This window comes from Mycetohabitans rhizoxinica HKI 454, from assembly GCF_000198775.1.
GTDB lineage: Bacteria > Pseudomonadota > Gammaproteobacteria > Burkholderiales > Burkholderiaceae > Mycetohabitans > Mycetohabitans rhizoxinica.
In genome coordinates, this window is record NC_014723.1 from 43600 (window position 1) to 67126 (window position 23527).

Consider the following 23527-nt stretch of genomic DNA (forward strand, 5'->3'; position numbering starts at 1 on the left):
AGCCGGCTGGCACTAACCAAGGGGGCAGGTCATCGCTATGAGCACTTCCGCAAAGGTCTTGCGTTGCGCTCTGCGCAATGCCTTCGCGAGCATCTCGCGATGTTCCGCCTTGGCGCTTCGACCGTACGCGGTCGCACGCTCTTTCTGACTCTGGATGAGTGCGTCATGCAAATCCCTTACCACAAGATTTGCCATCCCCCGTAATGCACAACACTCTGTCTGCGTTACGAGAAAGTATGGCTGCGGCGCATCCAAAACGCAAATTGAGGGGGTGCACCATCGGGGTTCACCGGAAAAACCAGCAGAGCGCTCAATTTTTCTATAGGCGTCTCCCTCCGCTGCGCTGCGGGCCGGGCTGTCGCGCTACGCGTCGAGCCTCGCGCAGCGAGTCTCGTCCCTTCGGGCATCCATCCCTGACGCCTCCGCGCCGTACCGGCGCTGCGCGCTGCGCTTGCCCAGCCTGCCGGCCGCATCGTGCGTCTTTCGCATGCGAAAGACGAAACCGACGCAGGCCGGTACTCCTGGCGCGCATGCTTCGTCTTCGCTCGTGGATGGGTATGTTATGCAATGACCTTTCAACCCGGAGCCCACTGTCGCCCGCCGCGATCCTGACGGATCGAAGCCAGTAACCGTGCGCGCCCACGGTCGCACGGTTACTGGCTTCTTCAAGCGCTTTCGCGGCATATCCTCGGCCGCGCTGCGGCCTGCGGTATTCCACGTCGCTTGCCCGTCATGCTGCGGCGGGCGCGCGTTTGCTCCGGGCAGTGCGAAACGCGAACCACGCCTCTGCGGCTGCCCCTTTCTCGAACGCTAAGGAGCAGACCGTGAACTATCTTTACCACGGCGATTGCCTTGTCGCCATGCCCAAACTCGCCTCTGAGTCGGTTGATTGCGTTGTCACTGATCCACCATATCTCGTTAACTACCGCGATCGCGGCGGGCGCACGATCGCCAATGACAGCAACGACGAATGGCTCGCGCCAGCATTTGCAGAAATGTTTCGAGTGCTGAAGCGCGATGCGGTTTGTATCAGTTTCTACAGCTGGAACAAGGCAGATCGATTTTTTCTCGCGTGGAAAGCTGCGGGATTCCGAATCGCCGGGCACCTTGTTTTCACCAAGTCCTATTCATCCAAGGCCGGACTGGTCAGATACCAGCATGAATCGGCCTATGTGCTCGCGAAGGGACGGCCACCCGTGCTGGCGCAGCCGATCGCGGATGTTGTGCCGTTCCCGTACAGCGGGAATCGACATCATCCGACCGAGAAACCCGTATCGAGCCTGCGCACGTTGATCCAGGCTTTCACGAATCCAGGCGATACGGTTCTCGATCCGTTCGCTGGATCGGGCTCGACGTGCGTGGCTGCGCGCGAGCTGGGTCGGCGCTATATCGGGATCGAGCTGGACGCGCGCTATTTCACCGCAGCAAAAGCACGGTTGCTCGCATTCAACCAGGGGGCAGTCTAATCGGCAGGGGAGTGCGCCAGTCGAAGGCCGGTACCGGCGGTGCCGGCGCAAGGGGATGCGTCGCGCGATCGAGAAAGCCGCGTGTGCATTCGGGACGTTCAGTGCACCAGGCGCTTCGCGCTGCGCCGCAAGCGGCGAGTTGGCTTGTTGCGGCTTCGCCGCAAATGGGCGCTCGCCGCGCGGCGTGCCGGTGCTGCCTGACATTTCCGCAATCCGCCAGTCCCCTGAGTTCGCCGTCCCATACGCGACCGTAGCGTCACGCCGGGAGCGTGCAAGCGTGCGCTTCGCCAGTCGCGGCACCCGTTCGGTGCTCGCCCTACGGGMTGCGCTCCGCATGCGGCTTTGCGCCTGCCCTTGCACGCTCCCGGCGTGACGCTCCTTATGTCGCGGGACGACGAACTCAGGGGACTGGCGGCAGCAGTTCTGCCGAAAGCGCAGGCAGCACCGGCACAACCCCTACGTGGGGACTCGGAATCTAGGGTCCCGGTCAGCCTGAACCCCTTAAACCAAGCGAGGCATACATGAAACCGAGCCTTCTTCGCCGTAACGCAGCTTTTTTTCTGGGCTGCGACTTGAACGCGGATATCCGCGTGTTGTATCGCCGGCGTCGCGTGGAGGATGACGTGCGCGCTGTGCGTCTTGAAATCCTGATCGATGGCCAGCTAAAGCGCATAATGCTGTATCGCCACGCGCGCGGCACTTGGTCCCCGATGCCCCTGTAAGGAGATCCGCAAATGACAATTTACTCAAATGCACTCGACGCACGCGTCCAATGGGCGTTGCACCGGATAAGCGTAGTCGCAGGTGACGAGAAGGCAGCTCAAGCTCAGTTGTCCTTGGCGCTCACCTATGCTGAGCGCAGCGCAGAGGTGGCAGCTAGGAAGGACGAGGATGTGCAATGTCCGGCACTTCTCGCAGACGTGCCGCAGCTTCGCGCCGCGTTTATGGGGGCCGTCGAGTCGGTGCGCGATCAGCGGCAAAAGCGGCGCACGCGTGAGGGCATCGAGGCCGAGATTGAAGCTATAGATAGGCAGGTAAGCCGAAGCTGTGGACTGTCGTATGAGTTGTTTGTGATGCGGTTTTCAGCGGAAGTGGACTACTTTCTCGAGACCGTGGAAGCACCCTATCAAGCACTTGCCCTTGAGGTTGCAGCAACCATGGGTTATGCGACACCGGCGGAGCGCGAGGAGATGCAAAACGAGATCGAGGAATCCGGTGGCTGCCCTTTAACCGGAATCGATCCCGACTGCTGTCCGTGCGGTAGACACCCGTAACGAAGCGCAGGCGCGGCTGCGCCCAGAGTCGCGCCTGCGGATATTTGCGCATACGAACAAGCTCGCCCCGGCAAGCGTGACGCCTGTTTCGCGTGTCTTTCGCTTGCGAAAGACGCAACCGGGGCGTTGGCGGTGCGCCAGTCGCACGCGCTCCGCTGCGTGGTGTGCTTGAGTGCCGCGCAAGTTGGAGTGACGGCGAGCCTGCTGTTTAATCCCAGGCAAGCTGATTGACGCCCCGCTCACGAATGCAGCCGACGATATGCCATCTAGCCGGGCATGGCAAGAATTCACTCGTGCAGCTCGGAAAAATGGCAATTCATGCTGTCAGAAGTGCAGACCGTGTCAGCTGTCACTGAGGATGTGGGTACAGAGAAGGCCGCGCCGCTTGTTGCAATGAAGAAAGATATAGCGGCTATCGTCGTTGAGCATGCGCTAAATGCGTGGATGTCGGAGCCGATGTGGCTACGCCGCGTTGAATACTTTCCTTGAACACTCGTATCCCATGGGATACAATCTGATATGAGAATTGAGCAGRMCTGCSGAATTTGCCAAGTGGATGCGTGACTTGCGTGATCCCATCGCTCGTGCACAGATCGCCAAGCGGATTCAGCGGCTGGCGCGTGGACAGTTTGGTGATGTGGAACCGGTTGGCTCTTGCGTCAGCGAAATGCGCGTGCATACTGGGCCTGGCTATCGCGTCTACTTTACCCAATGCGGTTCAGCGCTCATCATACTGTTATGCGGTGGCGACAAATCAACGCAACAACGGGACATTAAGCGAGCCTTGATGCTTGCTGCTGAATTGAGAGATTAGCATGGGAATTAAGACGACACCTTTCGATGCGGCTGACTATCTTGACGTGCCCGAGGCGCAAGCTGAATATCTTCGCGTCTCGTTCGAAACGGGCGACGCGGCCGACATTCAGGAAGCCATCGGTACTGTCGCGCGTGCGCGCGGCATGACGCAAATTGCGCGCGCGGCGGGGGTTGGCCGTGAGAGCTTGTACAAGGCGCTAGATGAGCACGGCAATCCGGAATTCGCGACTATTCTAAGTGTCGTGCGTGCGCTTGGGCTGAAACTCACTGTCACCCCTACCTACGATCATGCTTGATACCGATTCGATATCTTTCTAGCTTGCACGCACACAAAGGGATCGGCACAACACACGCGTGGTCTCGTGCATGATGCGGCTAAATCGCATAAGCGCGATCTAGACTAACTTAGCTGTAGCCGCCAAACACCTCATCGGCGCGATCATGTCGCGTGCCCGGATTCATCGGCTCTTGCAATTTTTGTATTGCGGCCGATGACTATGAGGCCCGTGGATCTGCGCAAAAACACATTGTGCGCTAATCTCGTCTGCTTGCTCTCCAACTGGGGCCGTCTAAAGAGACTATACCGGCTCTGCCGGCTGCGCAGAATGGACGACCAAAAGCGTTTTGATCTGCGGTAGCGCTTTTTCCCATTGCTCCGCAGGAACTGCATCAAGCCGTTCCGCCTTAATAAGTTCCAACACCGCCTTTTGATTCCGTTCTCGTTGGCGTTTCTCCTGCTGCTTCTTGCGCTCTTGTAGCTGCTGTAGCTTATAGGCTGCCCGCTGGATTTCTTCGTCTAGTGTGCGAACCTTACGGCCTGGCTTTGTGGTGGCGTTTTGTTGAGTCATGCTTTACCTTGGTCAATGCGATTTCCCAGGGAAAATCTGCTGGTTCAGATTTTTGACGTCTTGTGCTCCACGCTCGTCATGTTATCAAATGACGGATACCATCCACTAGAGCCTTGAGGTAGGAATAGCACGGACCGATCAGCGTGCAGGGCAAGCCCCGCGCCCCGGCAGAGGCGTCACACACCACGCAACTTTGTTGCTAGTGTCGAACTCGTCACAATAACAGGGATTTTAGCGTGGCGACACCGAAGATGTGACGAGGCGACACCGAAGACTGTGAAAATACTCCAAACCTTTAAGGAGAAAGAATAAATGCCACGGCAAAAAGGATCAGGCAAGGGACCTACAACACGCTTCAACATCCGCTTGGATGAGCACACTGGCGCATACTATCGGTCCAAGGCAAACGAGCACGGAGTGAGTGTTTCCGAGTATCTAAGGCAGATGCTAGTACAAGGCGTGATTGCGGAAAATGTCAGTGAAATCGAGCAGCGACTCAAGCAGGCTGTCGCGCAAATTAACACGGCATCTATGGGTGGGATGGGTTGCACGAGTGACGACGAAATGTTGCTTTCCGTCTTCACTTGCGAGGCGTTGCTGACGGCGATTGTTGAGGCGCGTGATCCGCAAGAGCTATACAGTGCACAAGACGCTGCGCGGGCGAAGCTAAAGCGAATAAAGGGAGAGTGGCATGGTCAAACGTGACGCGAAGCGCAGCGCGAGTAGCTTTTCGCGCGGCGCAGAACTATGGATGCATCAGGCCAGAATGTTTGTTGTGGCGATCTGGACCGTTGCGCTCGTTTCCATGATCGTTGCTCTAGCCGTGGCGGTGGGCTACTTCTGGACCGCCACCCCTCCTAATGAGCGGTACGGGTTGGAGCGCAATATCCTAGCCCACATCCGTGACGCCTTGTACATGACGGCGGGGAAGATGGAGCTGCACGTCAACGGCGAATTGCGCAAGCTGGAAGTCGCGGACGTGGCGCTCTTGACCGACGAGATAGCTGACAACGCATGGCGCAAGCTGCGCAACGGTGGAGTGATCGGCTTGCTGTCCGGCATTGGCATGATCTTTCTTATCAGTTTGTACTGGTGGGGATACGGGCGCTCAAAGATGCAGGATGTGAAGCTTCGCGGTGCCGAGCTGGTGACGGGCCGGGAACTGAAAAAAATTGTTGAATTGCGTAACGAGGCTAGCCCGTACATGCTAGCTGGCGTGCCGATGCGCAAGGGCTCAGAAAATCTGCATACGCTGATTGCGGGCACGCAGGGTACGGGTAAGTCACAGCAGTTTTTTGCGCTGATGAAACAGGTCCGCGCGCGCGGGAAGCGCATGATTGTGTATGATCCAACCGGTGAATTCACCCAGGCGTTTTATCGGGAGGGCAAGGATGTACTGATGAACCCGCTCGATGCGAGGAGCCCGAACTGGAACGTTTGGCACGAAATCAAGAAAGACTACCATTTCGATAATCTAGCGAACGGCCTGATTCCCGATCCGGCCGAAGTAGACCCATTTTGGTCCCTGGCGGGCCGGATGGTGCTAAAGGATGTGTATCGCGTCTTGGGCAGAGAGGGCCGGCGCACGAACCGCGATCTGTACAACGCCATCGCCAAGAGCAACTTAGATGCGATGCATGCGCTGCTGCAAGGCACTGCCGGTGCCACCTACGTTGATCCGAAGACCGAGCGCACCGGCATGTCGCTCAAGATGACCGTGCAGAATCAGCTCGAGTCTTTTCGCTTCTTGCACGATAGCGGCGAGCCGTTCTCCATCCGTAATTGGGTGCATGAGGAGGGTGATTCATGGATGTTTATCACGGCACGTGAGTCGATGCGCGAAGCGCTGGCACCGCTGCTATCGCTGTGGATCGACACGGCAATCAAGGCGGTACTTGACCTCGAAGCGGTGCATCGTGAACGGCTTTGGTTCTGCATTGACGAGTTGCCGACTCTACAAAAGCTTGACATCCTCAAGCTCGCGCTCACCAACACCCGCAAGTACGGGCTGTGCATGGTGCTCGGCGTTCAAGACTTCTCTCAACTCTACAAAATCTATGGCATGCACCTGGCCAGTACAATCATTTCCGGCTGTCAAACCAAGCTGCTGCTGCGTGTGACAGACGGCGAGGCGGCCGAGCTACTGGCAAAATTGATGGGGCAATACGAGGTAGACGAGAAGGAAGAAACTCTGAGCTATGGCCTGAATTCGCATCGTGACGGCGTAAGCGTTTTCGCGCGCCGGAACATCCGCGACCTCGTGCTTACCTCGGAAATCCTAAAACTACCCGATATGACCGGCTACTTGACCATTCCCGGCGATTTTCCGATTGCTAAGGTGAGCTACGACTACGTGCCAACGCCAAAAATCGCCAGTGGCTTTATTGAGCGTACGGGGCTAGCCGTCGACTTCAAGCCGAAATATGCGCTATCCGCCGTGGCTAATACATCGGCTGAAGATCCAGCAGATAAACAACCGGGTACTGAGCAGGCAGCGAAGGCCGATGCCGAGAAAAGGCCGGCCGTCGATCTGCTGGACGAGGACGATGTGGATGGTCCGACTGCCACAGTGACGGGGGTGAAGCGCAACGCCAACGGCGAAACCATTGACCCGGAAACGGGCAAAGCGCGCCCGCGTTCGCATGTGAAAGACGATGCCGCGGCAACCGATAAACCGGGCGGAAAGCACGGAAAACCGCTTGCCGACGCCTTGTAAAGAGGTCGTGAGTGGCACTGGACGGCCAACCGTGAAGGTGACCTGTGCGCAGATGACGGCGCTGCTCGCTCAATATGACCGAGCGCTGGCGAAATAGTGGCGTACTATGTCGGGCGCCAACGTGCCGATCTGACAGACTAAACGTGGCAAGGATGCGCAGTTGGATGGACGTGCGATTTGCCTTTCTTGCGAGCTTTCAGCGTTCTGGCACCGAAAGGGGGCAGGGGATGATAAGTATGCACAATGTGGGCAGCGCTGGGCAAGCGTTGCACTACTTCTCCAAAGACAATTACTACACTCAGGGCGAAGGGTTGGAGTACTCTGAGTGGTTTGGCAAGGGGGCAGCGCAGCTTGACCTGTTTGAGCAGATCGACCGGCAAGCGTTTTTTAACATCCTTTCTGGAGAAGTTGAGGGTCGTGAACTGGGCAAGTGGGTAAAAAACGGGGAAACTGGCGAGAAGGAGCGCGAGCACCGGCCAGGCACTGACGTGACATTCTCCGCACCCAAAAGCGTGTCTTTGCTGGCCGAGGTGCATGGCAATTGTCAGGTGCGCGAGGCGCACGAAGCGGCCGTCAAGCAGGCGCTTAGTTACGTAGAGTCGAACCTCGCGCAGACGCGGCAGACCGAGGGCGGTAAGACGGAGGTGGTGCAGACAGGCAATCTAACAGTGGCTATGTTCCGCCACAACACAAGCCGCAATCTGGACCCTCAAACCCACACACATGCCGTCATTGTGAACGCCACCCGCCGCGATGACGGGCAATGGCGCTCGCTAACCAACGACGACATTTATAAAGCGCAGCGCGTGGTCGGTGCAATCTACACGTCGGAGTTGGCCGATCGCCTGCAGGCGCTGGGCTACGATCTGCGGCGCACGGACGAGAAAGGCAACTTTGAGATTGCCGGCATTACCAGAGAGCAGATCGAGCACTTTAGTCAGCGCCGGGCGGAAATTGAGGCCTCTCTAAAAGCCAAGGGCGTGGACATTGACGATGCGACGGCTCAGCAAAAGGAGGACGCTACCCTAAAAACGCGGGCCCGTAAGGTGGACGTGGACCATGCCCAACTCATTGCTGACTGGAAGGATCGAGCCAAGGAGATCGGCATCGACTTCGATGCTATCCAGGCCAAGGCTGACGCCCAGCGTGCCCAGGGCGGCGTTGTGCGAGAAGACAAACTGACTGGCCGACAGGCAATGGAGTTTGCTGCGGCCCACCTGATCGAACGTGAAATCGTGGTGACCAAATATGACCTCATGGCGGTCGCCATCGAACACGGTGTTGGCCGTGTCTGCGTATCCGAGGTGCAACTGGCCTTCGATAGGCTAGAGTGCGACGGCGACTTGGTGAAGCTGCCAGACGGACAGTACACCACTAAGAAGATGTTGGGCAGCGAAATGTGGACGCTGGACCAGGTGCGGGCTCACACGGGCCAAGTGCCGAAAATGATTGACTCGGCGGCCGTAGCCGCCCGAATCCAATTGGCAGAGAAGAGACAGGGTTTTCAGTATACAGCCGGGCAAAAAGAGGCTATTTGCAAGGTGCTGACCAGCGAGGACCGCTATGTGGCGGTGCAAGGCTTGGCTGGCACCGGCAAAACCACAATGCTCAAATCACTGCGGGAAATGGCCAAGGAGCAGGGCTACACCGTTCGAGGCATGGCGCCGACCGGGATGGCTAGCAAGGTACTGGCTCGCGAAACCGGCATTGCTACTGATACTGTTTCGATGTTCCAGATTAAGGAGCGTCAGCTGCAGAAGGACATTGAGTTCGCCAAGCAGTACGCGCCCGACTTCGAGCGCAAGACCGAGGTCTGGATTGTGGACGAGTCATCACTGCTGTCGCAGCGTCAGAAGGCCCGACTTGACTACATGGCCGAGAAGGCTGGTGCCAAGGTCTTGTACCTGGGCGACACGCTGCAACTGCAGGGTGTGGAGGCCGGCAAGCCGTTCGAGTTGGCCCAACGTAATGGCATGGACACAGCCTACATGACCGAAATTAGCCGCCAGAAGACACGCGAGTTGCAGCGAGCTGTGGATATTATTGTTGGTCGTGATGTTTTGCAGGACGGGCAGCAGCTGACTCAGGTAGAGCTGGCCAACAACCGCAGGGCATTTGCCTACATGGATAAGGCGGGCATGGTTCGCGAGGTTAAGGGGGGATCCGGAGCAGTGATTGATGCTGTGGTGCAAGATGTGCTCCAGATGGGGAAGGCGGAGCGTTGAGCGCACCATCGTCATCACCCGCGTACAACAAAGACCGCGTAGCGATCAATAACGGGGTGCGCGAGGGCCTGAAGGCGATCGGTGAGCTGGACCGCAACGACGATACGCGAGAGATTCTGGTGTCAAAGGGCTGGACGCGTGCGATGCAAAGGGAGGCCCAATACTACAGCCAGGGCGACGTGGTGCGGTTCGGCCGCGACTACCAGCAGATCGACGCCCGCAAGGGTGAGTACATGCGCGTGACGTCTGTTGATGCGCCGGTCGGGACGGTTGTGTTGCAGAAGGAGGATGGTTCGACCATCGCTTGGCAGCCTAAGAAGCACAATAAGATTGAAGTCTACGAGACTGACAGGCGTGGCTTGGCCAGGGGCGATCTGATCCGCCTGACTCGAAACGAAGGCGAGTTCAAAAACGGCGAGGTAGCCAGGGTAGTAGCCATTGCCGGCGACCGCGCAACCCTGATGTTGCGCCAGGGCAAACAGGTGTCACTGCATGAGGTTGACCTTTCCAGGAACAAACATTGGGACCATGCTTACGCATCAACGGTCCACGGATCCCAGGGCGCCACTCAGTATCGGGCAATCTTCCATATTCGGGCACCTGAAACGGATAATGAGCGCAAGCAACAACGCCTCATGGAGCGCATGGCAAAGGTGTTTGGTGACCGCAGCTTTTACGTCGGTACGACCCGTGCGAGCCATGAGCTTCGCATCTACACCAACGACAAGGGCCTTGCAGCACGCGCCTTGGCCGCCAAGCAGGATAAGACAAGTGCTGTGGAAGTCATCCAGCGGTACGAAAAAGGCACCGGCATTACGGCCGGCAGAGGCTCGGTGTCGCCACAATTAAACCGTGACTATCAAAGGTAATCCCGTTAAAATTCCAACTTTTGCGGGCGGAAGCTTACAGCCTGCGCGTGCCAATATAGGTAAGCTAGCCTGCACTTTGCAACAACAAACCTTGATACATATACAGAAGCTACGCCATGACTGAATCGACAGACGCCGGAAAACCGGCGGAGGGACGAAGCGTCGGCGGGTACGAATCTACAGTGACAGAAGGACGGTATTTCTTTGCATAAAGCCCGAGTTGCGCCAGCGCATCATAGATCTATGTGACGAGTTGGAGACGCTTGCCAATATATAAGTAATTAAATTGATTGAGGCTGATCCAAAGAACGCCGCAAATCATGTCAATATGGCATTCATTTTTTGACTCCTTCGATATCTTTACGTTCATTTGTCTAAGGAAAGGTAGGGTGTATAGCACTTGCCATAGGCTATGGTGTTAAGCGCTTTGATTACGTTTTTATTCGCAGAATGTTGACCGCTTTGTCGGCATGAAGAAGGCAAAGATTGTGGTTGCCTCGACTAAGGCTAAAGAATCGAGTCAAACCAAGTTTTAGCGTCCTGCTGGTCGTCTTTGCGGTCAGCATTTTTGTAGTCAAGGAAAAACTTGGCTGTTAGATATATGCTATGTGTATAAGTTGGGCTGTTGATTGGCTTTGTCCTTCATTGCCCGATCGAACATGAACTCCAGCGTGGCCGCTGGCCTGATGCTGCTCTTCTTCCTCTTCGTCTTGTATCTGACTGCGCGGTACGGTATGAAGCGCATCGACGTGTCACACGAGGAAATCCGGCGTGTCCTGGCTGAATCGAACCGACGCATAGATGAGGAACGGCGTAATCTTGCGCGGCGGCTGCACGATGAAGTCAACCCTCAACTACTCATCAGCAAGCACGCCCTAGAGCAGCTAGAACCACTGGTTAAGGGCAATGAGAAGGCGTCGGTACTGCTGGCTCGTGCGCTTGAAATGGTGTCCGATGCCTATGCACAAACACGCGACATCATCAAGAACACTCGCATTGAGGTTATCGACTCCATCGGTTTTACGGCCGCCTTAGAGTCTCTCGTCGTTTACTACACGTCATTCTTTAATGAAACCGCGATCACTTTGAACCACAATCTGCCCAAGCGTCCAGAGCTGCCGGAGGCTATGGCCGTGAGTGCCTACAAGATCATCCGAGAAGCCCTGCTGAATGCGATGAAGCACGCCAATGCCCTCCCGAGTGCACGTTTCGGTACAGTACAACAAAGCATTCAACCAGTACAAAGTCGAAGTTGCCGACGATGGGATGGGTATGAACGCGTCTGCGAAAAATATTGAGAGTGCCGGCATCGGGCTGATCGACATGCGTGAGCGCGTACGTGCGCTGGGGGGCTGTTTGAAAATCCAGGTCACCGATTCAGCCAATGCGCAGCGACCCGGCACCCGTATCAGCTTTTCATTTTCAGGGCAGTCGTCGTGATGCCGTAGCGGATGGCCAACTTGGTAATGTCAGCTTGGCTTTCCACACCTAGTTTGCTTTTTACGCTTTTTAGCAGCGCGCTCACTGTTTTGGTGGATAGATCTATTTGCGCTGATATGTCGGATAGGGCGGCGCCGTCAGCGGCCAGAGCAAACGTGCGCATTTCCTTCTCGTCCAGCAGCTTATTGGGATCGCGCTCTTTCACTGCTGACCAAGCCAAGAGTTGGGCAATCTTCGGCGAAAAATATTCTTTTCCCGCGGCCACTGTCCGAATCGCCTCGTTGAGTATTTCGGTACTTTCGTCCTTCCGCACAAAAGCCAACACACCAAGCTTATAGGATTTTTCGATGATGTACTGATCATCAAACTGCGAAAAAATGATGATCTTGGCCGACGGCTCGCGGGCCAGTAGCTCCTCGCAGACGTCCAGCCCGTTTCTTCCGGCATTCTTTCCGCTGAATCGAAGGTCAATCACCAGCACGTCCGGTTTGACCTTCAGATAGCGGTCAACCACACCATCTAGATCGTAGGCGACCTCGACTACGCTGACACCGTAGTCCTTCAGCACGTCACGGAAGCCGGCCACCAGTAGCTGATGATCGTCCACTAAAAATACGTTGATTCCCAAGTCGTCACCCATTGGTCATGTGATCAGGTCGATCCCGAGGGTCAAGCGCTGGTGCTGCCGACACTGCGTCATGTGGTCAGTACGCAGTACATCGGCGAGGTTCGACGCTTGAACCCGTGTCCTACTCGCGAATTTTGACAGAAATGTGGCGGCAACTTCATCGCGACACACGTTCCGCCCAACGCAACGCGGTGATATGGATTTGAAGAAGTAGTAAATTTTCCGAAACAATCATTATATTTTTCCGACAATCGGAAGTTAAATTTCCGATGTGGTCTTTCTTTTTCTTCCGTCTTATGGCAACAATGCCGCGGTGAGTGCAGTCGGGCCGCTTAGCAACTGCACAGTTTTGCATGCCGGTCTGTGCTAAAGCGCCGTCGTCATAGCCGTTGCAGCACATAAAGTTAGATTGCTTTCATTGTGGAAGCATAAAACTGTACAAATAGCGCAATCGAAAACCCCTATATGAATTTCGTTGCACGTACTTTAGCCGTTGCTAGCCTACTGTTGGTACCAATCGCTGCGTCTGCAACGTGCTGGGAAGATGCGGGGCGGGGGTATGGTATCGACCCCTTGTTGCTCAAGGCGATCGCCTGGAAAGAGTCGCGCGGCTGGGCCGGCGCGGTCGGTCCTAAGCTGGCGGACGGCAACCGCGCCGTGGGCCTCATGCAGGTCAATACAATTCATTTGCCGACCCTGATACGGTTCGGCATCCGTCGCGAGCATCTGTTCGACGCTTGCGTGAGCCAGAAGGTGGGCGCATGGGTGCTAGCCGACTGCATCCAGCGCTTTGGCGCCACCTGGAAAGCAGTGGGTTGCTATTACGTTGGCCCCAACTCTCAGAATGTCGCTGCCCAAGTCAGATACGTACGGGACGTACAGCAATTCTACGAAGGCTACAGGCGGCAGGCACAGCAATACTCAACCACGCCGGCACAAGTTGCTAGCTACCAAGGGGATTGACGCATGGCGTTGCTAGCCAACACGTCTCGTTTTTCTCTCGTCTTCGCGTTGGCCGCCGCAGGTGTGACTGTCGCCAATGCTCAGTCTGTGAATCAGCTCAGCCCAATCGAGCGCTTGCCAGATGTCGTGCAATTTGGCGTGCCGCGCGACGCCAAGTTCGTCTTTTGTGACGGCGAGGACTGTCCCGAGCGTTCGATCAAACATCTGCACATTCCGCCACCGCCACTGCCCATGCCGCAACCGCAGTCTGTCCAAATGCTAACCGAACTTTCGCGCGGAAGTCGAGCCAGTCAAGCTGGAACCTGTGAAACGCAAGCCAAAGCGCAGAAGGTCAACGTTGAAGTACGAATGCAAACCCGCCCCTACGAAGTGATCGGTTTCGCCGTCTTTGCATACTCCCAGCGCAAGGCCCCAAAGTACAGGGAATCCTACTTTTCATAGAAAGGAGTGCTTTTCAAATGACCGTAATGCAAGCAATAAGCGCGCGCGACAGCAATGCTCAGCGGTGGCTCAGAACGCTGATAGAGGTAGGCATCGTCATGGTTTTGATGACGCTTGTCTCCAGCGTCTATGCTAGCGACGGTACGGAGTTCGACGCAGCAGTGACGCAGTGGGAAAGGTGGGTCAAGGGCAACCTGGGCAGGCTGGCAGCCTTTATCGCTATCGGCGTTGGTTCAGTCATGGCCGCTGTCAGGAAGGACTGGAGTTGGTTTTTCGGTGGCGTTGTGTTGTCGATGGGGGTCGGTGTGGCCGTCGGCATCGTCAACGCCAGCTTTACGGCAATCATCTAAAGGTGCAGGGTGGCTATGTCAGAAAGAACCGATCTTTCCCACTACATCCCGAGGCGTTTGGACGATGCCCCCAAGTTCCTATTCTGGGAGTTGGACATTGCTGGCATTGGCTTAATGGGTGTCTTGGCAGGCATTGCCACGGGCTTTCCCATTCTTGGTCTGGGTCTTGGAGTTGCAACTGCGTTTTTCTACAGCAAGCTTAAGACAGGCAAGCACCCGGGCATAGCCACCCACCTCTTGTACTGGTTCACCGGGTTCCCGCAGCCCAAGGAGCTGCCGGGTAGCCATATCCGAGAACTCAACGGATAGGAACAAGTGTGCCATGTCGCCAGAAAAAGCCAACAACGAGCGAGATTGGCTGAAATCGCAAGTGCGTTTTCATCGTGCGTTGAACGTCGGCTTGCTTGCCGCCCTGTTGATGGGAGTGATCTTGCTGGGTTTCGTCGTTTTGCGCGATACCACCAAGATCGTGCCACCTGAGGTGAAGCGCCCTTACGAAATCAGCTCGAACTACGCCAACAAGGACTACCTGCTGGACATGGCCGACTATGTGCTGGCCCAGGTGCTGACCGTCACGCCAGACAACGTTGACTACAACGTCAAGACCATCCTGCGCATGGCTCACCCGGATGGCTACGGTGCGCTCAAAGCGTCGCTGGAGGCCGCGGCGCTTCGCATGAGGCATGAGCGGGTCACCACGATTTGGGTGCCGCGCAAAGAGGAGGTGAACGAGCAGGATCTGCGCGTCAAGGTCAGCGGCAGGTTGAAGACCTACATCGCCGACAAGCTTACTTCCGAGCGTGACAAAGATTACCTTGTTGAATTTAACGTAACGGTCTCGGGGCGTCTGTATGTATCCAAAATTGAAGAAATCGTTAAGCGCGATCCTTCTAAGCCTACTGGTACTTGAAGCACGTGCAACGCAGATCGTTGACAACGCCGACCGAGGCCACGTTCAGGTCAATATCTCGGCCCACGAACAGAACCGCCTGGCCATCGAGGGACGCCGCATTGCTAACGTCGTGCCTTCGGCCAAGGGCGTGCTGACGTACGAGAAAGACGAAGCGCTTGGTGCACTATATTTCGCCCTGGCCAGCGACAGCATGAACCACGGCACTGTCACGCTGTTCGTCTCCGACGAAAAGGGCATGACCTACAAGCTGATTCTGGTGCCACGCCCGGTCGCCGGAGAGGAAATCATTCTGCGGCCGCCGAGCGAGAAGGTGGCCCTTTCGAGCCGTGCGGCATCGGGCAACCGCGCGTTATCGTACCAACGCCACATCAAAGACCTGATGCTGGTGATGGCTGATGAGTCGCAGCAGGCGAGCGTGGATGTCATCACGGTGAACAAGGAGGTGCCGCTGTGGAAGGAAGGCCACCTGGTTTTGGAGGACAAGTACATTGACGATGACATGGTGGGTGAGAAATACCGCCTAACCAACGTGTCCCCTTCCGACATGCTGTTGGTCGAACAGGAGTTGTACCGGCGTGGCGTGCGCGCAGTCGCCATCGAGCATCAGACGTTGCCACCGGGGGAATCGACAAACATCTTCATTGTGCGAGAGCGCAAAGACAATGATTGATCCGAATTCCCAAATCAAGAAGCGCCAGATGCTGCTAACCGGTAGTGCTGTGGCTGGCATCATCGTGCTGATCGGCGCTGGCATGTTCCTGTTTGACAGCGGTCCGACCCACCACCGAGAAAAGCCCAAGACCGTCTCCATCACCGCGCCCGGCACGGTGGACGACAAGGACGCTTGGCGTGCTCAGCAGGCAGCGGCCGAAAAGGCGAATTCTACTCGCATTGACGAGGTAAAGGCTCAACTCACGGCGCAGGAAGAAGCCAACAAGCGGCTCGCCCAGGCGCTGGAAGAGCTAAAGGCAGGCAAGGCGGCTGACGCCGGCGCAAGCTCACTGGCTGCCGATGTTTCCGTGCTCGACAAGCCACTGCCTACCAGACATACCGGCGCCGGTCAGCGCGTATTGAACTCTCCGACCGGCAACAGTGAATCCGGCATATTGAACCAGCCGCTCAACTCTGCGCCCGAGCCGCCTAAGCGCGAATTGGAGATGATTACCTTCGGCTTGCCGGGCGGCAAGGTCGGCATGGATGGTCTGCGCGCCGGTGCGGCAGACGGGAACGCGGAAGGGGGCGGCTTCCGGAGCAACGAGAAAGCTACGCGGTTTGGGACGGCAAAAGGGGCCGTCGAGGCCAAGCGTGCTCCTATAGATTTCATCCCTGCTGGCTCTTTCGTTAGGGTAGCGATGCTCAACGGCGTGGATGCGCCCACTGGCGGCCAGGCGCAAAGCAACCCGTTACCGGTGGCCTTTCACGTAATTGACGTGGCTAATCTGGCCAATAAGCACAAGCTTGACATTAAGGACTGTCGGTTCATCGCCGCAGCGTGGGGCGACCTCTCCTCCGAACGGATGATGGGCCGCACCGAAACGCTGAGCTGCATTATCAACGGCGAGACGGTCGAGATGCCCGTCAAGGGCCAAGTGATCGGTGAAGACGGCAAGACTGGCGTGCGTGGCCGCCTCGTCACCAAGCAGGGCCAGCTGCTCGCTAACGCGCTCTTTGCCGGCACGCTGTCTGGCATTGGTCAGGCGATTCAGCAGTCTTCTTCCATCGTGAATTCCGGTGCTGGTGGAATGACGCAGATAGTCGACCCGGACAAGGTGGCTCAAGCCGGCCTCGGCGGTGGTTTGGGTAGCGCCTCCAACATGCTTGCACAGTACTACCTTAAGGCCGCGGACAAGCTGTTTCCTGTCATTGAAACGGACGGTGGCCGTACTGTCGAAATTCTCATCACTAAAGGTGCCGTGTATGACGGCAAGGCGCTTGCCAAGGAGGAATACCGGGGGTTGCTCAAACGCTCCAGTACCCGCAACAGGAGTTATCAAGATGACTAAGCGCGCATTGATTTTTGCGTTGGCCACCGCGCTCGCCGTTCCCGCTTTTGCCAACGAGCAAGCGCCAGCGTATATCGTAGACAAGTTCAAGGCCATGTACCCAAAAACGACTTTCAATGAAGTTCGCAAGTCAAAAGTCTTGGGCCTCTACGAAGTGGTGATGGGCGAGAACATTGCCTACACTGATGAGTCTGGCCGCTTCTTCCTCTTTGGGCATCTGTTCGACATGCAGGAGCAGGTGGACTTAACCGCTTCGCGCCAGCGCGAGGCCAAGAACACAGAGTTTCCCACGCAACACCTAGCCAACGCCATCAAGTCCGTGAAAGGCGACGGCAGCCGTGTGTTCGCCGTCTTCAGCGACCCCGATTGCCCATATTGCAAACAACTGGAAGGCGAGCTTGCGCATCTGGATAACGTGACCATTTACACCTTCCTTTACCCATTGGAGTCCCTGCACCCGCAGGCCAAGACGAAGGCGGTTAGCGTTTGGTGCGCGCCCGACCATGGCAAGGCATGGAGCGAACTCATGTTGGCCGGCAAGAAGCCAAAGCTGGTGGCGTGCAACAATCCGGTCAATGACAACCTGGTGCTTGGCTCGAAGCTCGGCGTAGTCGGTACCCCGACGCTGATTGCCGCCGATGGGCGCGTGATGCTTGGCTTTGCGCCGGCCGAAAAGCTTGACCGATGGCTAGACGACGGCAAGCCAGTGGCTCAGCAAGGAGCGGTCCAATGAAGCCTGTGGTGAAGACGAGAGCAATGGCCTTGAGCCTGGGGGCTATGCTGGCTCTGTGCGGTTGCGTCAGCATGTCTGGCCTCGATGCGAAATCTAACTTTGCGTGCAAGGTGCCAGATGGAATTTTTTGTGAGTCCATGAGCGGCATCTATGCCAATGCCCAGGCAAACGACCTGCCTGGCCAGCGCATGGACCAGCGTGCGAAAACTGATCCTTTGATTGCGCTTTCGCAGGCGAAAGGCGTGTTGACCAAGCCGCTCTACAGTGGCACACCGATCCGTAGTGCGCCGCGGCTGCTGCGCGTGTGGTTTTCTCCTTGGGAGGACTCGGACGGTGATTTGCACGACCAGAGCTACGTTTACTTACAAGTCGATTCAGGCCGCTGGTTAATCGAACACAATCAGCGTCGCATCCAGGACGCCTACCGTCCGGTACGCGCGCCGGCCAGCGCCACCATGTCGCAATCGCCCGGCGCAGCGCAAGACTGCCAAGCCTGCCAGGATCAACAGTATGGCCAAGCTGCTGTCCAGGGCGGTGAAGCGGAAGAAGTAGTAATCGGTGTGCGTCAGGACCGCATGAGCGACGCCCAAGCTGCGCAATTCTTGGACGGCGTGCTAACGCCTGGCGACGTAGCGCCACAGGCCAAATAGGGCCCCTTCAGAGCATGCCGGCACGAGAAACCATTACGGAGGCCAACGAATGCAAGAAACGGCGATAGAAAAGCTAAAAGGCGCCGCAGCCAAGTTTTGGAACGAAACAGTGCTGGGAAACGCTTCTGACGTGGGCAAGCAGCCCGCGCCGGTGGAGATGGCCAACGAAATTACCAGCCTATACGGGTTGCATCGCATTCTCAAATATGACCAATACGATGAGAGCACCGGGCTGTTCTACAACGACAACTCCGTGTCCTTTTGTTTTGAGCTTATCGCGCAGACCGGCGCCGATGAGGACATGACGAATCGGTTGACGACGCTCTTTACACCGATTCCTCCACACACCGGCATACAGTGGTGCCTGTTTGGTAGCCCGATCTTAGATGAGCCGTTTCAAGCCTATCTGGACCAGCGGCACATCGCGGTGGATAACGAACGTACCCCACCGTTCTTTCAGGATCTGGCTAAGCGCCGCGTCGAATACATTTACAAGAAAGGCACTCCGCTTTGGCCGAACGACAACTATTTTGTTAAGAACATTCGCCTGCTTGTATCCATCACCAAAGCAGGTTCTCACCGAGACAGCAAGCTGGTGGAGGAAATGTACGAGTTGCGCGAGACGTTGCGCGCGTCACTGCGTACAGCGAGCCTGCCAGCTTTTCCCTTGAACGCCGATGGCCTCATTCATTTCCTGTGGCCTATCCTCAATCCCGAGTGCATGTTTGACCAGGAACCGCTGCCGGACTTGCATTACGACGATGGAAAGTCGATTAAAGACCAAGTGACCCGGTTTGGTCAGCACGCGCGTGTCAAAGCCAACGAAATCCTGTTTGGCCTGCCGCCCGAGCAAGAGAGCGATGACGATACTCGCATAGCCGTGCGCGGCTTTGGTGTATTGCAGTACCCGAAAAAGAAAGAACTGTGGGAGATGGCCAACATCATCGGCGCCTTCTTTGACGACGGTCTGCAGTACCCCTGCCCGTTTTTGGTCTGCGGCGGCGTCTTCACGCTCGACCCGAATGTGGTGGACACCAAAGCGCAGTTCAAAGCTGCCCGCACCAAACAAAACGCCAAGTCCAAGATGGCTGAGTTTCAGCCCGCGCTGCACATGCAGGCGAACGATTGGGACATTGTACTTCACCAGCTTAACAACGGTGGCAGCATGTGCGAGCTATATCACACGTTGCTGCTGTTTGCGCCCAAAAAGATAATCAACCGGGCCAGCCAGGTCGCGCTCAACATTTGGCGAAGCGAGCGCTTCACCATCTGTCCGCTGCGACTATTGCAACTGCCCGCGCTGTACGCCAGTCTGCCCATGACGTTGACCGAGCAGGTGCGCGACGACCTGCAGAAGATGCGTTTGCTCACCAACAAGACCACCGTGAATGCAGTGGATATGTCACCAGTGATTGGCGAATGGAAAGGCGCGGGTGATCCAGTAATGATGTTTTTCGGCCGGCGCGGCACGCCGACTTTCCTGGACTTCTATAGCAACCAACAGGGCAATTACAACGTCTTCGTGGCTGGCGTGTCAGGTTCCGGCAAGTCCGTGGCCATGAACGAGGTGGTGTCGGCCTATCGTGGCATCGGTGCTCGCGTGTGGGTGATGGATGTAGGCCGTTCCTATCGGAACCTCGTCGCATTGCAGCGTGGCACGTTCCTGGAATTCACACCCAGCATGAAAATTTGCATCAATCCCTTCAGCTGGGTGGGCACGGACAACGAGCTAGATTTCAAGGCCGAAATGCGGATGCTCAAGCCGATGATCGGCCGTATGGCATCCCCGAACGCGCCGCTCACGGAATTTCAGTATGCGCTCATTGCGGAGGCCATTACTGAGACTTGGAATGATTACGGGCAGGAAACCAATCCCACCCGGATTCGCGATTACTTACAGTCCAAAATCAAGAACGAATCGGGCGGAGTCGAGCGCGTGGCCTACGAGTTGGCCAAACAACTCCAGCCATTTACCAAGGAAGGCGTGTACGGTGATTTCTTTGACGGTCGCGCCAATATCAGTCTGGACGTCGATATGGTGGGACTGGAACTGGAAGAACTCAAAAACGCGCCCGAACTGCGCCGCGTGGTGTTGTATGTGCTCACTAGCCGTATCGCCCACGACATGTATCTGTCTCGCAATCGCAAAAAATTGTGCTTGATAGACGAAGCTTGGCAGCTTCTCGATTCAGACAAAGAGACCGCTGAATTTATTGAGGAAGGCTATCGTCGTGCGCGCAAGTATAAGGGAATTTTTTGTCTTGGTACCCAGGGCATTGAGGACGCTTTCAAGAATGACGCGTCACGGGCTGCCTACAACAATGCCGACTGGAAGATTCTGCTGCGTCAGGATCGCAAGAACCTGGAAAAGCTGATTGAGGACGGTATGGTGAATTTCTCGCCGGCTGTGAAGCGGATGCTGCTGTCGCTGCGCACTGAGAAAAACCGCTTTTCTGAGATGCTCATTTCGTCGCCCAACGGCGATGCTGTGGTGCGCCACATCCCCGATCCGTTCTCGCTGCTGATGGCCTCGACCAACGCGGACGACTTCAACGAGTGCGAGGCGCTATTGCAGCAAGGCTACACGACGATGCAAACCCTGGAAATCATGTTGCAGCGCCGTGGCTACACCAGTCACTCTCATCAGCGCCCTGGATAAAAAATGTCTGAACCGAACAACTCGGTGCCGGCCTCCCGTGAGGCGGCACCGACTAGCACGCCGGCCAGCAACGACCGCATGCGCATCGCCATGCAGGCCCTGCTGTCGGCCTTTATCGCGCTGCTTGCACTGTCGCCAGTGGCCTATGTGCTCCACCGCAATATGCCGCCGCGCTTGGCGACTGTGGACCTGCAAATGCTGATCGAAGAAGAGCAAAAGCGGATGTTGAATGTGGAGAGCCAAGGCAGCGATGTGACTGACGAACAGCGGGCGATAGCCGAGAAGCTGACCGTCGATTTTGCCAAAAAGCTGTCCGGCACCGTCGATGAACTGGGCAAGGAATGCAACTGTGTCATTGTCAACAAGGCCGCGCTGCTCGGTGGCACAGCCATCGATTATACGGACCATGTGCGTGCAAGGATCACGCGATGAATACCAAGTGCCTGTACCTGTCGCTGTGCGCCGGCATCTTCGGCATGAGCTTGCTGGCTGTGGCCGCTATGCCCTGGCTTGTCTTCACGATCAATCTGACCAAGAGCCTGCCGGGCACGTTCTACGTCATTCACAAGGGCGGCAGCCTCAGCAAGGGCGACCTGATCGCTTATCGTTGGCACGGCGGTGCGACCTACCCGGCCGGTACTACCTTCATCAAGCGTGTTGCCGGTGTACCCGGTGACACGGTTAAACGGGACGGCACGGCGTTTTTTGTCAACGACCAATATATCGGGGTGGCCCAACCCTTTTCAAAGGCTGGTGTGCCCCTGGCGCCCGCTAAAGGCGGACCTATCCAGCCTGGCGAATACTTCGTGGCCACGCCCAACCCCGACAGTCTGGATTCACGCTACGCGCTTACTGGCAACGTCAAGCAAGTTGATGTCATTGGAAGGGCCTATGAGGTTTTCTAAACTAATCGCGGCCTGGCTAGCCGCGGCGATGCTTCCTGCTGCCAATGCTGTCCATTTGGGCGTCATCGGGCAAACTTACCCGATTGGCGAGGAAAGCGCGCTTGACATGATCATGAAGAAATTGCGCCAAAAAGAGCGTACCGGCGAGTTGAAGAAACTGCAGGAGCAAGCGATCCAGCGCTCGATGGACAGCGTCAAGCACATGAAGCCCGTTGAAGGCATCACCGCCGTGGCCGAGCGCGCCCAGCGTTTGATCGACCCGACCGTCACCTATGCCAAGGCTGTCACCACCGACGATGGACGCATTGTCATCCCGGCGGGCACCCAGATTAACCCGCTGGACATGATGAACCTGACAAAGACCTTGGTGTTCTTTGACGGGCGCGATGCCGCACAGTGCAAAGCCGTGCACAAGCTGGTCGCGCAAGGGCCGGCTCGCCTAAAGCCGATCTTGGTGGCCGGATCCTGGCTGGACCTGACCCAAGCTTGGAAGACTCAGGTGTTTTATGACCAGCACGGCTCGCTGACCCGGCGGTTCGGCATCAAGGCCGTGCCTTCCGTGATTCGCCAGCAAGGAAAGATGCTGCTCGTCGAGGAGATTCCCGCGAAGGAGTTGCAATGAAACGCAGGCTTGTCGCCGTCTGCATATTTCTGTTCGTCACTTTCGCGCACGAGAGCTTGGCCGGGGTGTGCCAGGGCAAGTTTGCCAACCCGATTACCGACATTTGCTGGAGCTGCCTGTTTCCAATCACACTCGGGGGCATCCGAATCATGACGATGGGCCAGGAAGACACCGGTAATCCAGGTGGCTTTCTCTGCACCTGCACCGACCCTTTGCGTATCGGAATTAAGACCGCCTTTTGGGAGCCGGCGCGGCGCGTGGACGTGACCCGCACGCCGTACTGCTTTGTTTCGCTGGGCGGTATCAAGATCGATCCTGGCATTCGTGCGCCAGAAGGTGAAGTGCGCCTGCAACAGGACAACACGAAGCAGTCCAGCTATCAAGTTCACTGGTACATCGACCCCATCCTTTACTGGCTCGAGGTGCTATTAGACTTCATATGCCTTGAAACGGGTTCTTTTGACGTTGCCTACATTACCGAGGTCGATCCAACTTGGAATGACGATGAGCTGACGATGCTACTGAACCCGGAGACCTTTCTGTTCGGCAACCCTATTGCTCAGGCCGCGTGCGCTGGCGACTGCGTACTGTCGTCCTTTGGTTTTGGCAGCAATGTCCTGTTCTGGTGTGCGGGCTGCCAAGGATCGATTTACCCATTAAACGGCCACGTACAAGCGCACGTGTCGCACGTGCAGGCAAGTTCACTGCTGGTGCAGCGCATGACCGCTAAGCTGCACCGCGAATTCCTCATGTGGGGCACATCGGGCGAGGATGGTTTGTGCGGCATTTATCCGTCACCGGTCATGGACAAGACCCAATACAAATACCACATGCTCTATCCGATACCGCAAACGCAAAAAATCAATAGACGCTGTTGTCAGCCCTATGGGCGCACGACGGCCTTATGGGGAGCCGGCAGGAGCTATCCCTATAAAGGTGAGGATTTTGCCTACATGATTTTCCGTAAGAAAAATTGCTGTTTGGGAGTGGGATTCTGATGAAGAAG

27 protein-coding genes are annotated in these 23527 nt (G+C 56.6%); 24 read left to right on the plus strand and 3 right to left on the minus strand.

Annotation, left to right across the window (positions count from 1 at the left end; genetic code table 11):
* Positions 1-12 precede the first annotated feature (12 nt).
* The gene (locus RBRH_RS21530; RefSeq protein WP_041755107.1) at positions 13-195 is read right to left on the minus strand and encodes a FitA-like ribbon-helix-helix domain-containing protein; all 183 of its coding nucleotides are present in this window, start codon (positions 193-195) and stop codon (positions 13-15) included.
* Positions 196-824: 629 nt separating this feature from the next.
* Between RBRH_RS21530 and RBRH_RS15480 the strand changes: the two genes are divergently transcribed.
* From RBRH_RS15480 to RBRH_RS15500, 5 genes are all read left to right on the plus strand, one after another.
* Complete coding sequence (locus tag RBRH_RS15480; RefSeq protein ID WP_041755152.1) at positions 825-1466, plus strand: DNA methyltransferase; 642 nt, start codon at positions 825-827, stop codon at positions 1464-1466.
* Between the two features lie 521 nt (positions 1467-1987).
* Positions 1988-2188 (plus strand): hypothetical protein, encoded by a 201-nt coding sequence (locus RBRH_RS15485; protein WP_013436683.1) that lies wholly within the window; start codon positions 1988-1990, stop codon positions 2186-2188.
* 12 nt (positions 2189-2200) lie between these two features.
* The gene (locus tag RBRH_RS15490) at positions 2201-2740 is read left to right on the plus strand and encodes a hypothetical protein (protein WP_013436684.1); all 540 of its coding nucleotides are present in this window, start codon (positions 2201-2203) and stop codon (positions 2738-2740) included.
* A 556-nt stretch (positions 2741-3296) separates the two neighbouring features.
* Positions 3297-3554 carry a type II toxin-antitoxin system RelE/ParE family toxin gene (locus tag RBRH_RS15495; RefSeq protein WP_049786593.1) on the plus strand — a complete coding sequence of 86 codons (258 nt, stop codon included), beginning with the start codon at positions 3297-3299 and terminating at the stop codon, positions 3552-3554.
* Position 3555: 1 nt separating this feature from the next.
* A complete protein-coding gene (locus RBRH_RS15500; RefSeq protein WP_013436687.1) occupies positions 3556-3852 on the plus strand; it encodes an addiction module antidote protein in 297 nt (98 codons plus the stop codon).
* Between the two features lie 282 nt (positions 3853-4134).
* Here RBRH_RS15500 and RBRH_RS15505 read toward each other — a convergent pair whose 3' ends face one another.
* Positions 4135-4404 carry a hypothetical protein gene (locus tag RBRH_RS15505; protein ID WP_013436688.1) on the minus strand — a complete coding sequence of 90 codons (270 nt, stop codon included), beginning with the start codon at positions 4402-4404 and terminating at the stop codon, positions 4135-4137.
* A 312-nt stretch (positions 4405-4716) separates the two neighbouring features.
* Between RBRH_RS15505 and RBRH_RS15510 the strand changes: the two genes are divergently transcribed.
* The 5 genes from RBRH_RS15510 (at position 4717) to RBRH_RS15525 (ending at position 11512) form a co-directional block, all read left to right on the plus strand.
* Positions 4717-5109, plus strand: a complete 393-nt coding sequence (locus RBRH_RS15510; protein WP_013436689.1) for a plasmid mobilization protein — start codon at positions 4717-4719, stop codon at positions 5107-5109.
* On the plus strand, positions 5096-7120 hold the full coding sequence (locus tag RBRH_RS15515) for a type IV secretion system DNA-binding domain-containing protein (protein WP_013436690.1): 2025 nt from the start codon (positions 5096-5098) through the stop codon (positions 7118-7120). The genes RBRH_RS15510 and RBRH_RS15515 overlap by 14 nt, the downstream gene beginning before the upstream one ends.
* Before the next feature lie 164 nt (positions 7121-7284).
* On the plus strand, positions 7285-9345 hold the full coding sequence (gene mobF / locus RBRH_RS15520; RefSeq protein ID WP_232509431.1) for a MobF family relaxase: 2061 nt from the start codon (positions 7285-7287) through the stop codon (positions 9343-9345).
* Positions 9342-10214, plus strand: coding sequence for a DNA helicase I TraI (locus RBRH_RS20805; RefSeq protein WP_013436692.1), 873 nt, complete (start codon positions 9342-9344; stop codon positions 10212-10214). The genes mobF and RBRH_RS20805 overlap by 4 nt, the downstream gene beginning before the upstream one ends.
* A gap of 659 nt (positions 10215-10873) precedes the next feature.
* Positions 10874-11512, plus strand: coding sequence for a sensor histidine kinase (locus RBRH_RS15525; RefSeq protein WP_232509432.1), 639 nt, complete (start codon positions 10874-10876; stop codon positions 11510-11512).
* 110 nt (positions 11513-11622) lie between these two features.
* On the opposite strand, the gene RBRH_RS15530 is transcribed toward RBRH_RS15525, so the two are convergent.
* A complete protein-coding gene (locus RBRH_RS15530; RefSeq protein ID WP_013436694.1) occupies positions 11623-12294 on the minus strand; it encodes a response regulator in 672 nt (223 codons plus the stop codon).
* Between the two features lie 453 nt (positions 12295-12747).
* Here RBRH_RS15530 and RBRH_RS15535 point away from each other — a divergent pair, with 453 nt between their 5' ends.
* From RBRH_RS15535 to traU, 14 genes are all read left to right on the plus strand, one after another.
* Positions 12748-13245: a lytic transglycosylase domain-containing protein gene (locus RBRH_RS15535; protein ID WP_013436695.1), complete on the plus strand. Its 498-nt coding sequence runs from the start codon at positions 12748-12750 to the stop codon at positions 13243-13245.
* Positions 13246-13248: 3 nt separating this feature from the next.
* The gene (locus RBRH_RS15540; protein ID WP_013436696.1) at positions 13249-13686 is read left to right on the plus strand and encodes a hypothetical protein; all 438 of its coding nucleotides are present in this window, start codon (positions 13249-13251) and stop codon (positions 13684-13686) included.
* Between the two features lie 17 nt (positions 13687-13703).
* Positions 13704-14036 carry a TrbC/VirB2 family protein gene (locus RBRH_RS15545; protein WP_013436697.1) on the plus strand — a complete coding sequence of 111 codons (333 nt, stop codon included), beginning with the start codon at positions 13704-13706 and terminating at the stop codon, positions 14034-14036.
* A gap of 15 nt (positions 14037-14051) precedes the next feature.
* Entirely contained in the window at positions 14052-14345 is a 294-nt protein-coding gene (gene traL / locus RBRH_RS15550) for a type IV conjugative transfer system protein TraL (protein ID WP_041755108.1), read from the plus strand.
* A 13-nt stretch (positions 14346-14358) separates the two neighbouring features.
* Positions 14359-14946 (plus strand): type IV conjugative transfer system protein TraE, encoded by a 588-nt coding sequence (locus RBRH_RS15555; RefSeq protein WP_013436699.1) that lies wholly within the window; start codon positions 14359-14361, stop codon positions 14944-14946.
* Positions 14900-15619 carry a type-F conjugative transfer system secretin TraK gene (locus tag RBRH_RS15560; protein WP_232509433.1) on the plus strand — a complete coding sequence of 240 codons (720 nt, stop codon included), beginning with the start codon at positions 14900-14902 and terminating at the stop codon, positions 15617-15619. Before RBRH_RS15555 ends, RBRH_RS15560 begins: the two co-directional genes overlap by 47 nt.
* Positions 15612-16952, plus strand: coding sequence for a TraB/TrbI/VirB10 family type IV secretion system protein (locus RBRH_RS15565; RefSeq protein WP_041755109.1), 1341 nt, complete (start codon positions 15612-15614; stop codon positions 16950-16952). The genes RBRH_RS15560 and RBRH_RS15565 overlap by 8 nt, the downstream gene beginning before the upstream one ends.
* Positions 16945-17685: a DsbC family protein gene (locus RBRH_RS15570; RefSeq protein ID WP_041755110.1), complete on the plus strand. Its 741-nt coding sequence runs from the start codon at positions 16945-16947 to the stop codon at positions 17683-17685. Before RBRH_RS15565 ends, RBRH_RS15570 begins: the two co-directional genes overlap by 8 nt.
* A gap of 137 nt (positions 17686-17822) precedes the next feature.
* On the plus strand, positions 17823-18335 hold the full coding sequence (locus RBRH_RS15575) for a TraV family lipoprotein (protein ID WP_232509434.1): 513 nt from the start codon (positions 17823-17825) through the stop codon (positions 18333-18335).
* Positions 18336-18384: 49 nt separating this feature from the next.
* A complete protein-coding gene (gene traC, locus RBRH_RS15580; protein ID WP_013436704.1) occupies positions 18385-20994 on the plus strand; it encodes a type IV secretion system protein TraC in 2610 nt (869 codons plus the stop codon).
* Positions 20995-20997: 3 nt separating this feature from the next.
* Positions 20998-21426, plus strand: a complete 429-nt coding sequence (locus RBRH_RS15585; RefSeq protein WP_013436706.1) for a hypothetical protein — start codon at positions 20998-21000, stop codon at positions 21424-21426.
* On the plus strand, positions 21423-21899 hold the full coding sequence (locus tag RBRH_RS15590) for a S26 family signal peptidase (protein ID WP_041755111.1): 477 nt from the start codon (positions 21423-21425) through the stop codon (positions 21897-21899). Before RBRH_RS15585 ends, RBRH_RS15590 begins: the two co-directional genes overlap by 4 nt.
* Positions 21886-22521 (plus strand): type-F conjugative transfer system protein TraW, encoded by a 636-nt coding sequence (traW, locus tag RBRH_RS15595; RefSeq protein WP_041755112.1) that lies wholly within the window; start codon positions 21886-21888, stop codon positions 22519-22521. The genes RBRH_RS15590 and traW overlap by 14 nt, the downstream gene beginning before the upstream one ends.
* The gene (gene traU, locus RBRH_RS15600; protein ID WP_013436709.1) at positions 22518-23519 is read left to right on the plus strand and encodes a conjugal transfer pilus assembly protein TraU; all 1002 of its coding nucleotides are present in this window, start codon (positions 22518-22520) and stop codon (positions 23517-23519) included. Before traW ends, traU begins: the two co-directional genes overlap by 4 nt.
* Positions 23520-23527 lie beyond the last annotated feature (8 nt).

What these genes read in the sequence shown, in the direction of transcription:
- RBRH_RS21530 (WP_041755107.1), bottom strand. Translation starts at nt 195, where the DNA reads ATGGCAAATCTTGTGGTAAGGGATTTGCATGACGCACTCATCCAGAGT.
- RBRH_RS15525 (WP_232509432.1), top strand. Translation starts at nt 10,874, where the DNA reads ATGAACTCCAGCGTGGCCGCTGGCCTGATGCTGCTCTTCTTCCTCTTC.
- RBRH_RS15510 (WP_013436689.1), top strand. Translation starts at nt 4,717, where the DNA reads ATGCCACGGCAAAAAGGATCAGGCAAGGGACCTACAACACGCTTCAAC.
- RBRH_RS15585 (WP_013436706.1), top strand. Translation starts at nt 20,998, where the DNA reads ATGTCTGAACCGAACAACTCGGTGCCGGCCTCCCGTGAGGCGGCACCG.
- RBRH_RS15575 (WP_232509434.1), top strand. Translation starts at nt 17,823, where the DNA reads ATGAGCGGCATCTATGCCAATGCCCAGGCAAACGACCTGCCTGGCCAG.
- RBRH_RS15500 (WP_013436687.1), top strand. Translation starts at nt 3,556, where the DNA reads ATGGGAATTAAGACGACACCTTTCGATGCGGCTGACTATCTTGACGTG.
- RBRH_RS15495 (WP_049786593.1), top strand. Translation starts at nt 3,297, where the DNA reads ATGCGTGACTTGCGTGATCCCATCGCTCGTGCACAGATCGCCAAGCGG.
- RBRH_RS15565 (WP_041755109.1), top strand. Translation starts at nt 15,612, where the DNA reads ATGATTGATCCGAATTCCCAAATCAAGAAGCGCCAGATGCTGCTAACC.
- RBRH_RS15570 (WP_041755110.1), top strand. Translation starts at nt 16,945, where the DNA reads ATGACTAAGCGCGCATTGATTTTTGCGTTGGCCACCGCGCTCGCCGTT.
- RBRH_RS15545 (WP_013436697.1), top strand. Translation starts at nt 13,704, where the DNA reads ATGACCGTAATGCAAGCAATAAGCGCGCGCGACAGCAATGCTCAGCGG.
- RBRH_RS15540 (WP_013436696.1), top strand. Translation starts at nt 13,249, where the DNA reads ATGGCGTTGCTAGCCAACACGTCTCGTTTTTCTCTCGTCTTCGCGTTG.
- traW (WP_041755112.1), top strand. Translation starts at nt 21,886, where the DNA reads ATGAGGTTTTCTAAACTAATCGCGGCCTGGCTAGCCGCGGCGATGCTT.
- traC (WP_013436704.1), top strand. Translation starts at nt 18,385, where the DNA reads ATGCAAGAAACGGCGATAGAAAAGCTAAAAGGCGCCGCAGCCAAGTTT.
- RBRH_RS15485 (WP_013436683.1), top strand. Translation starts at nt 1,988, where the DNA reads ATGAAACCGAGCCTTCTTCGCCGTAACGCAGCTTTTTTTCTGGGCTGC.
- RBRH_RS15530 (WP_013436694.1), bottom strand. Translation starts at nt 12,294, where the DNA reads ATGGGTGACGACTTGGGAATCAACGTATTTTTAGTGGACGATCATCAG.
- RBRH_RS15505 (WP_013436688.1), bottom strand. Translation starts at nt 4,404, where the DNA reads ATGACTCAACAAAACGCCACCACAAAGCCAGGCCGTAAGGTTCGCACA.
- RBRH_RS15590 (WP_041755111.1), top strand. Translation starts at nt 21,423, where the DNA reads ATGAATACCAAGTGCCTGTACCTGTCGCTGTGCGCCGGCATCTTCGGC.
- RBRH_RS15515 (WP_013436690.1), top strand. Translation starts at nt 5,096, where the DNA reads ATGGTCAAACGTGACGCGAAGCGCAGCGCGAGTAGCTTTTCGCGCGGC.
- RBRH_RS15535 (WP_013436695.1), top strand. Translation starts at nt 12,748, where the DNA reads ATGAATTTCGTTGCACGTACTTTAGCCGTTGCTAGCCTACTGTTGGTA.
- traU (WP_013436709.1), top strand. Translation starts at nt 22,518, where the DNA reads ATGAAACGCAGGCTTGTCGCCGTCTGCATATTTCTGTTCGTCACTTTC.
- traL (WP_041755108.1), top strand. Translation starts at nt 14,052, where the DNA reads ATGTCAGAAAGAACCGATCTTTCCCACTACATCCCGAGGCGTTTGGAC.
- RBRH_RS15490 (WP_013436684.1), top strand. Translation starts at nt 2,201, where the DNA reads ATGACAATTTACTCAAATGCACTCGACGCACGCGTCCAATGGGCGTTG.
- RBRH_RS15555 (WP_013436699.1), top strand. Translation starts at nt 14,359, where the DNA reads ATGTCGCCAGAAAAAGCCAACAACGAGCGAGATTGGCTGAAATCGCAA.
- mobF (WP_232509431.1), top strand. Translation starts at nt 7,285, where the DNA reads ATGGACGTGCGATTTGCCTTTCTTGCGAGCTTTCAGCGTTCTGGCACC.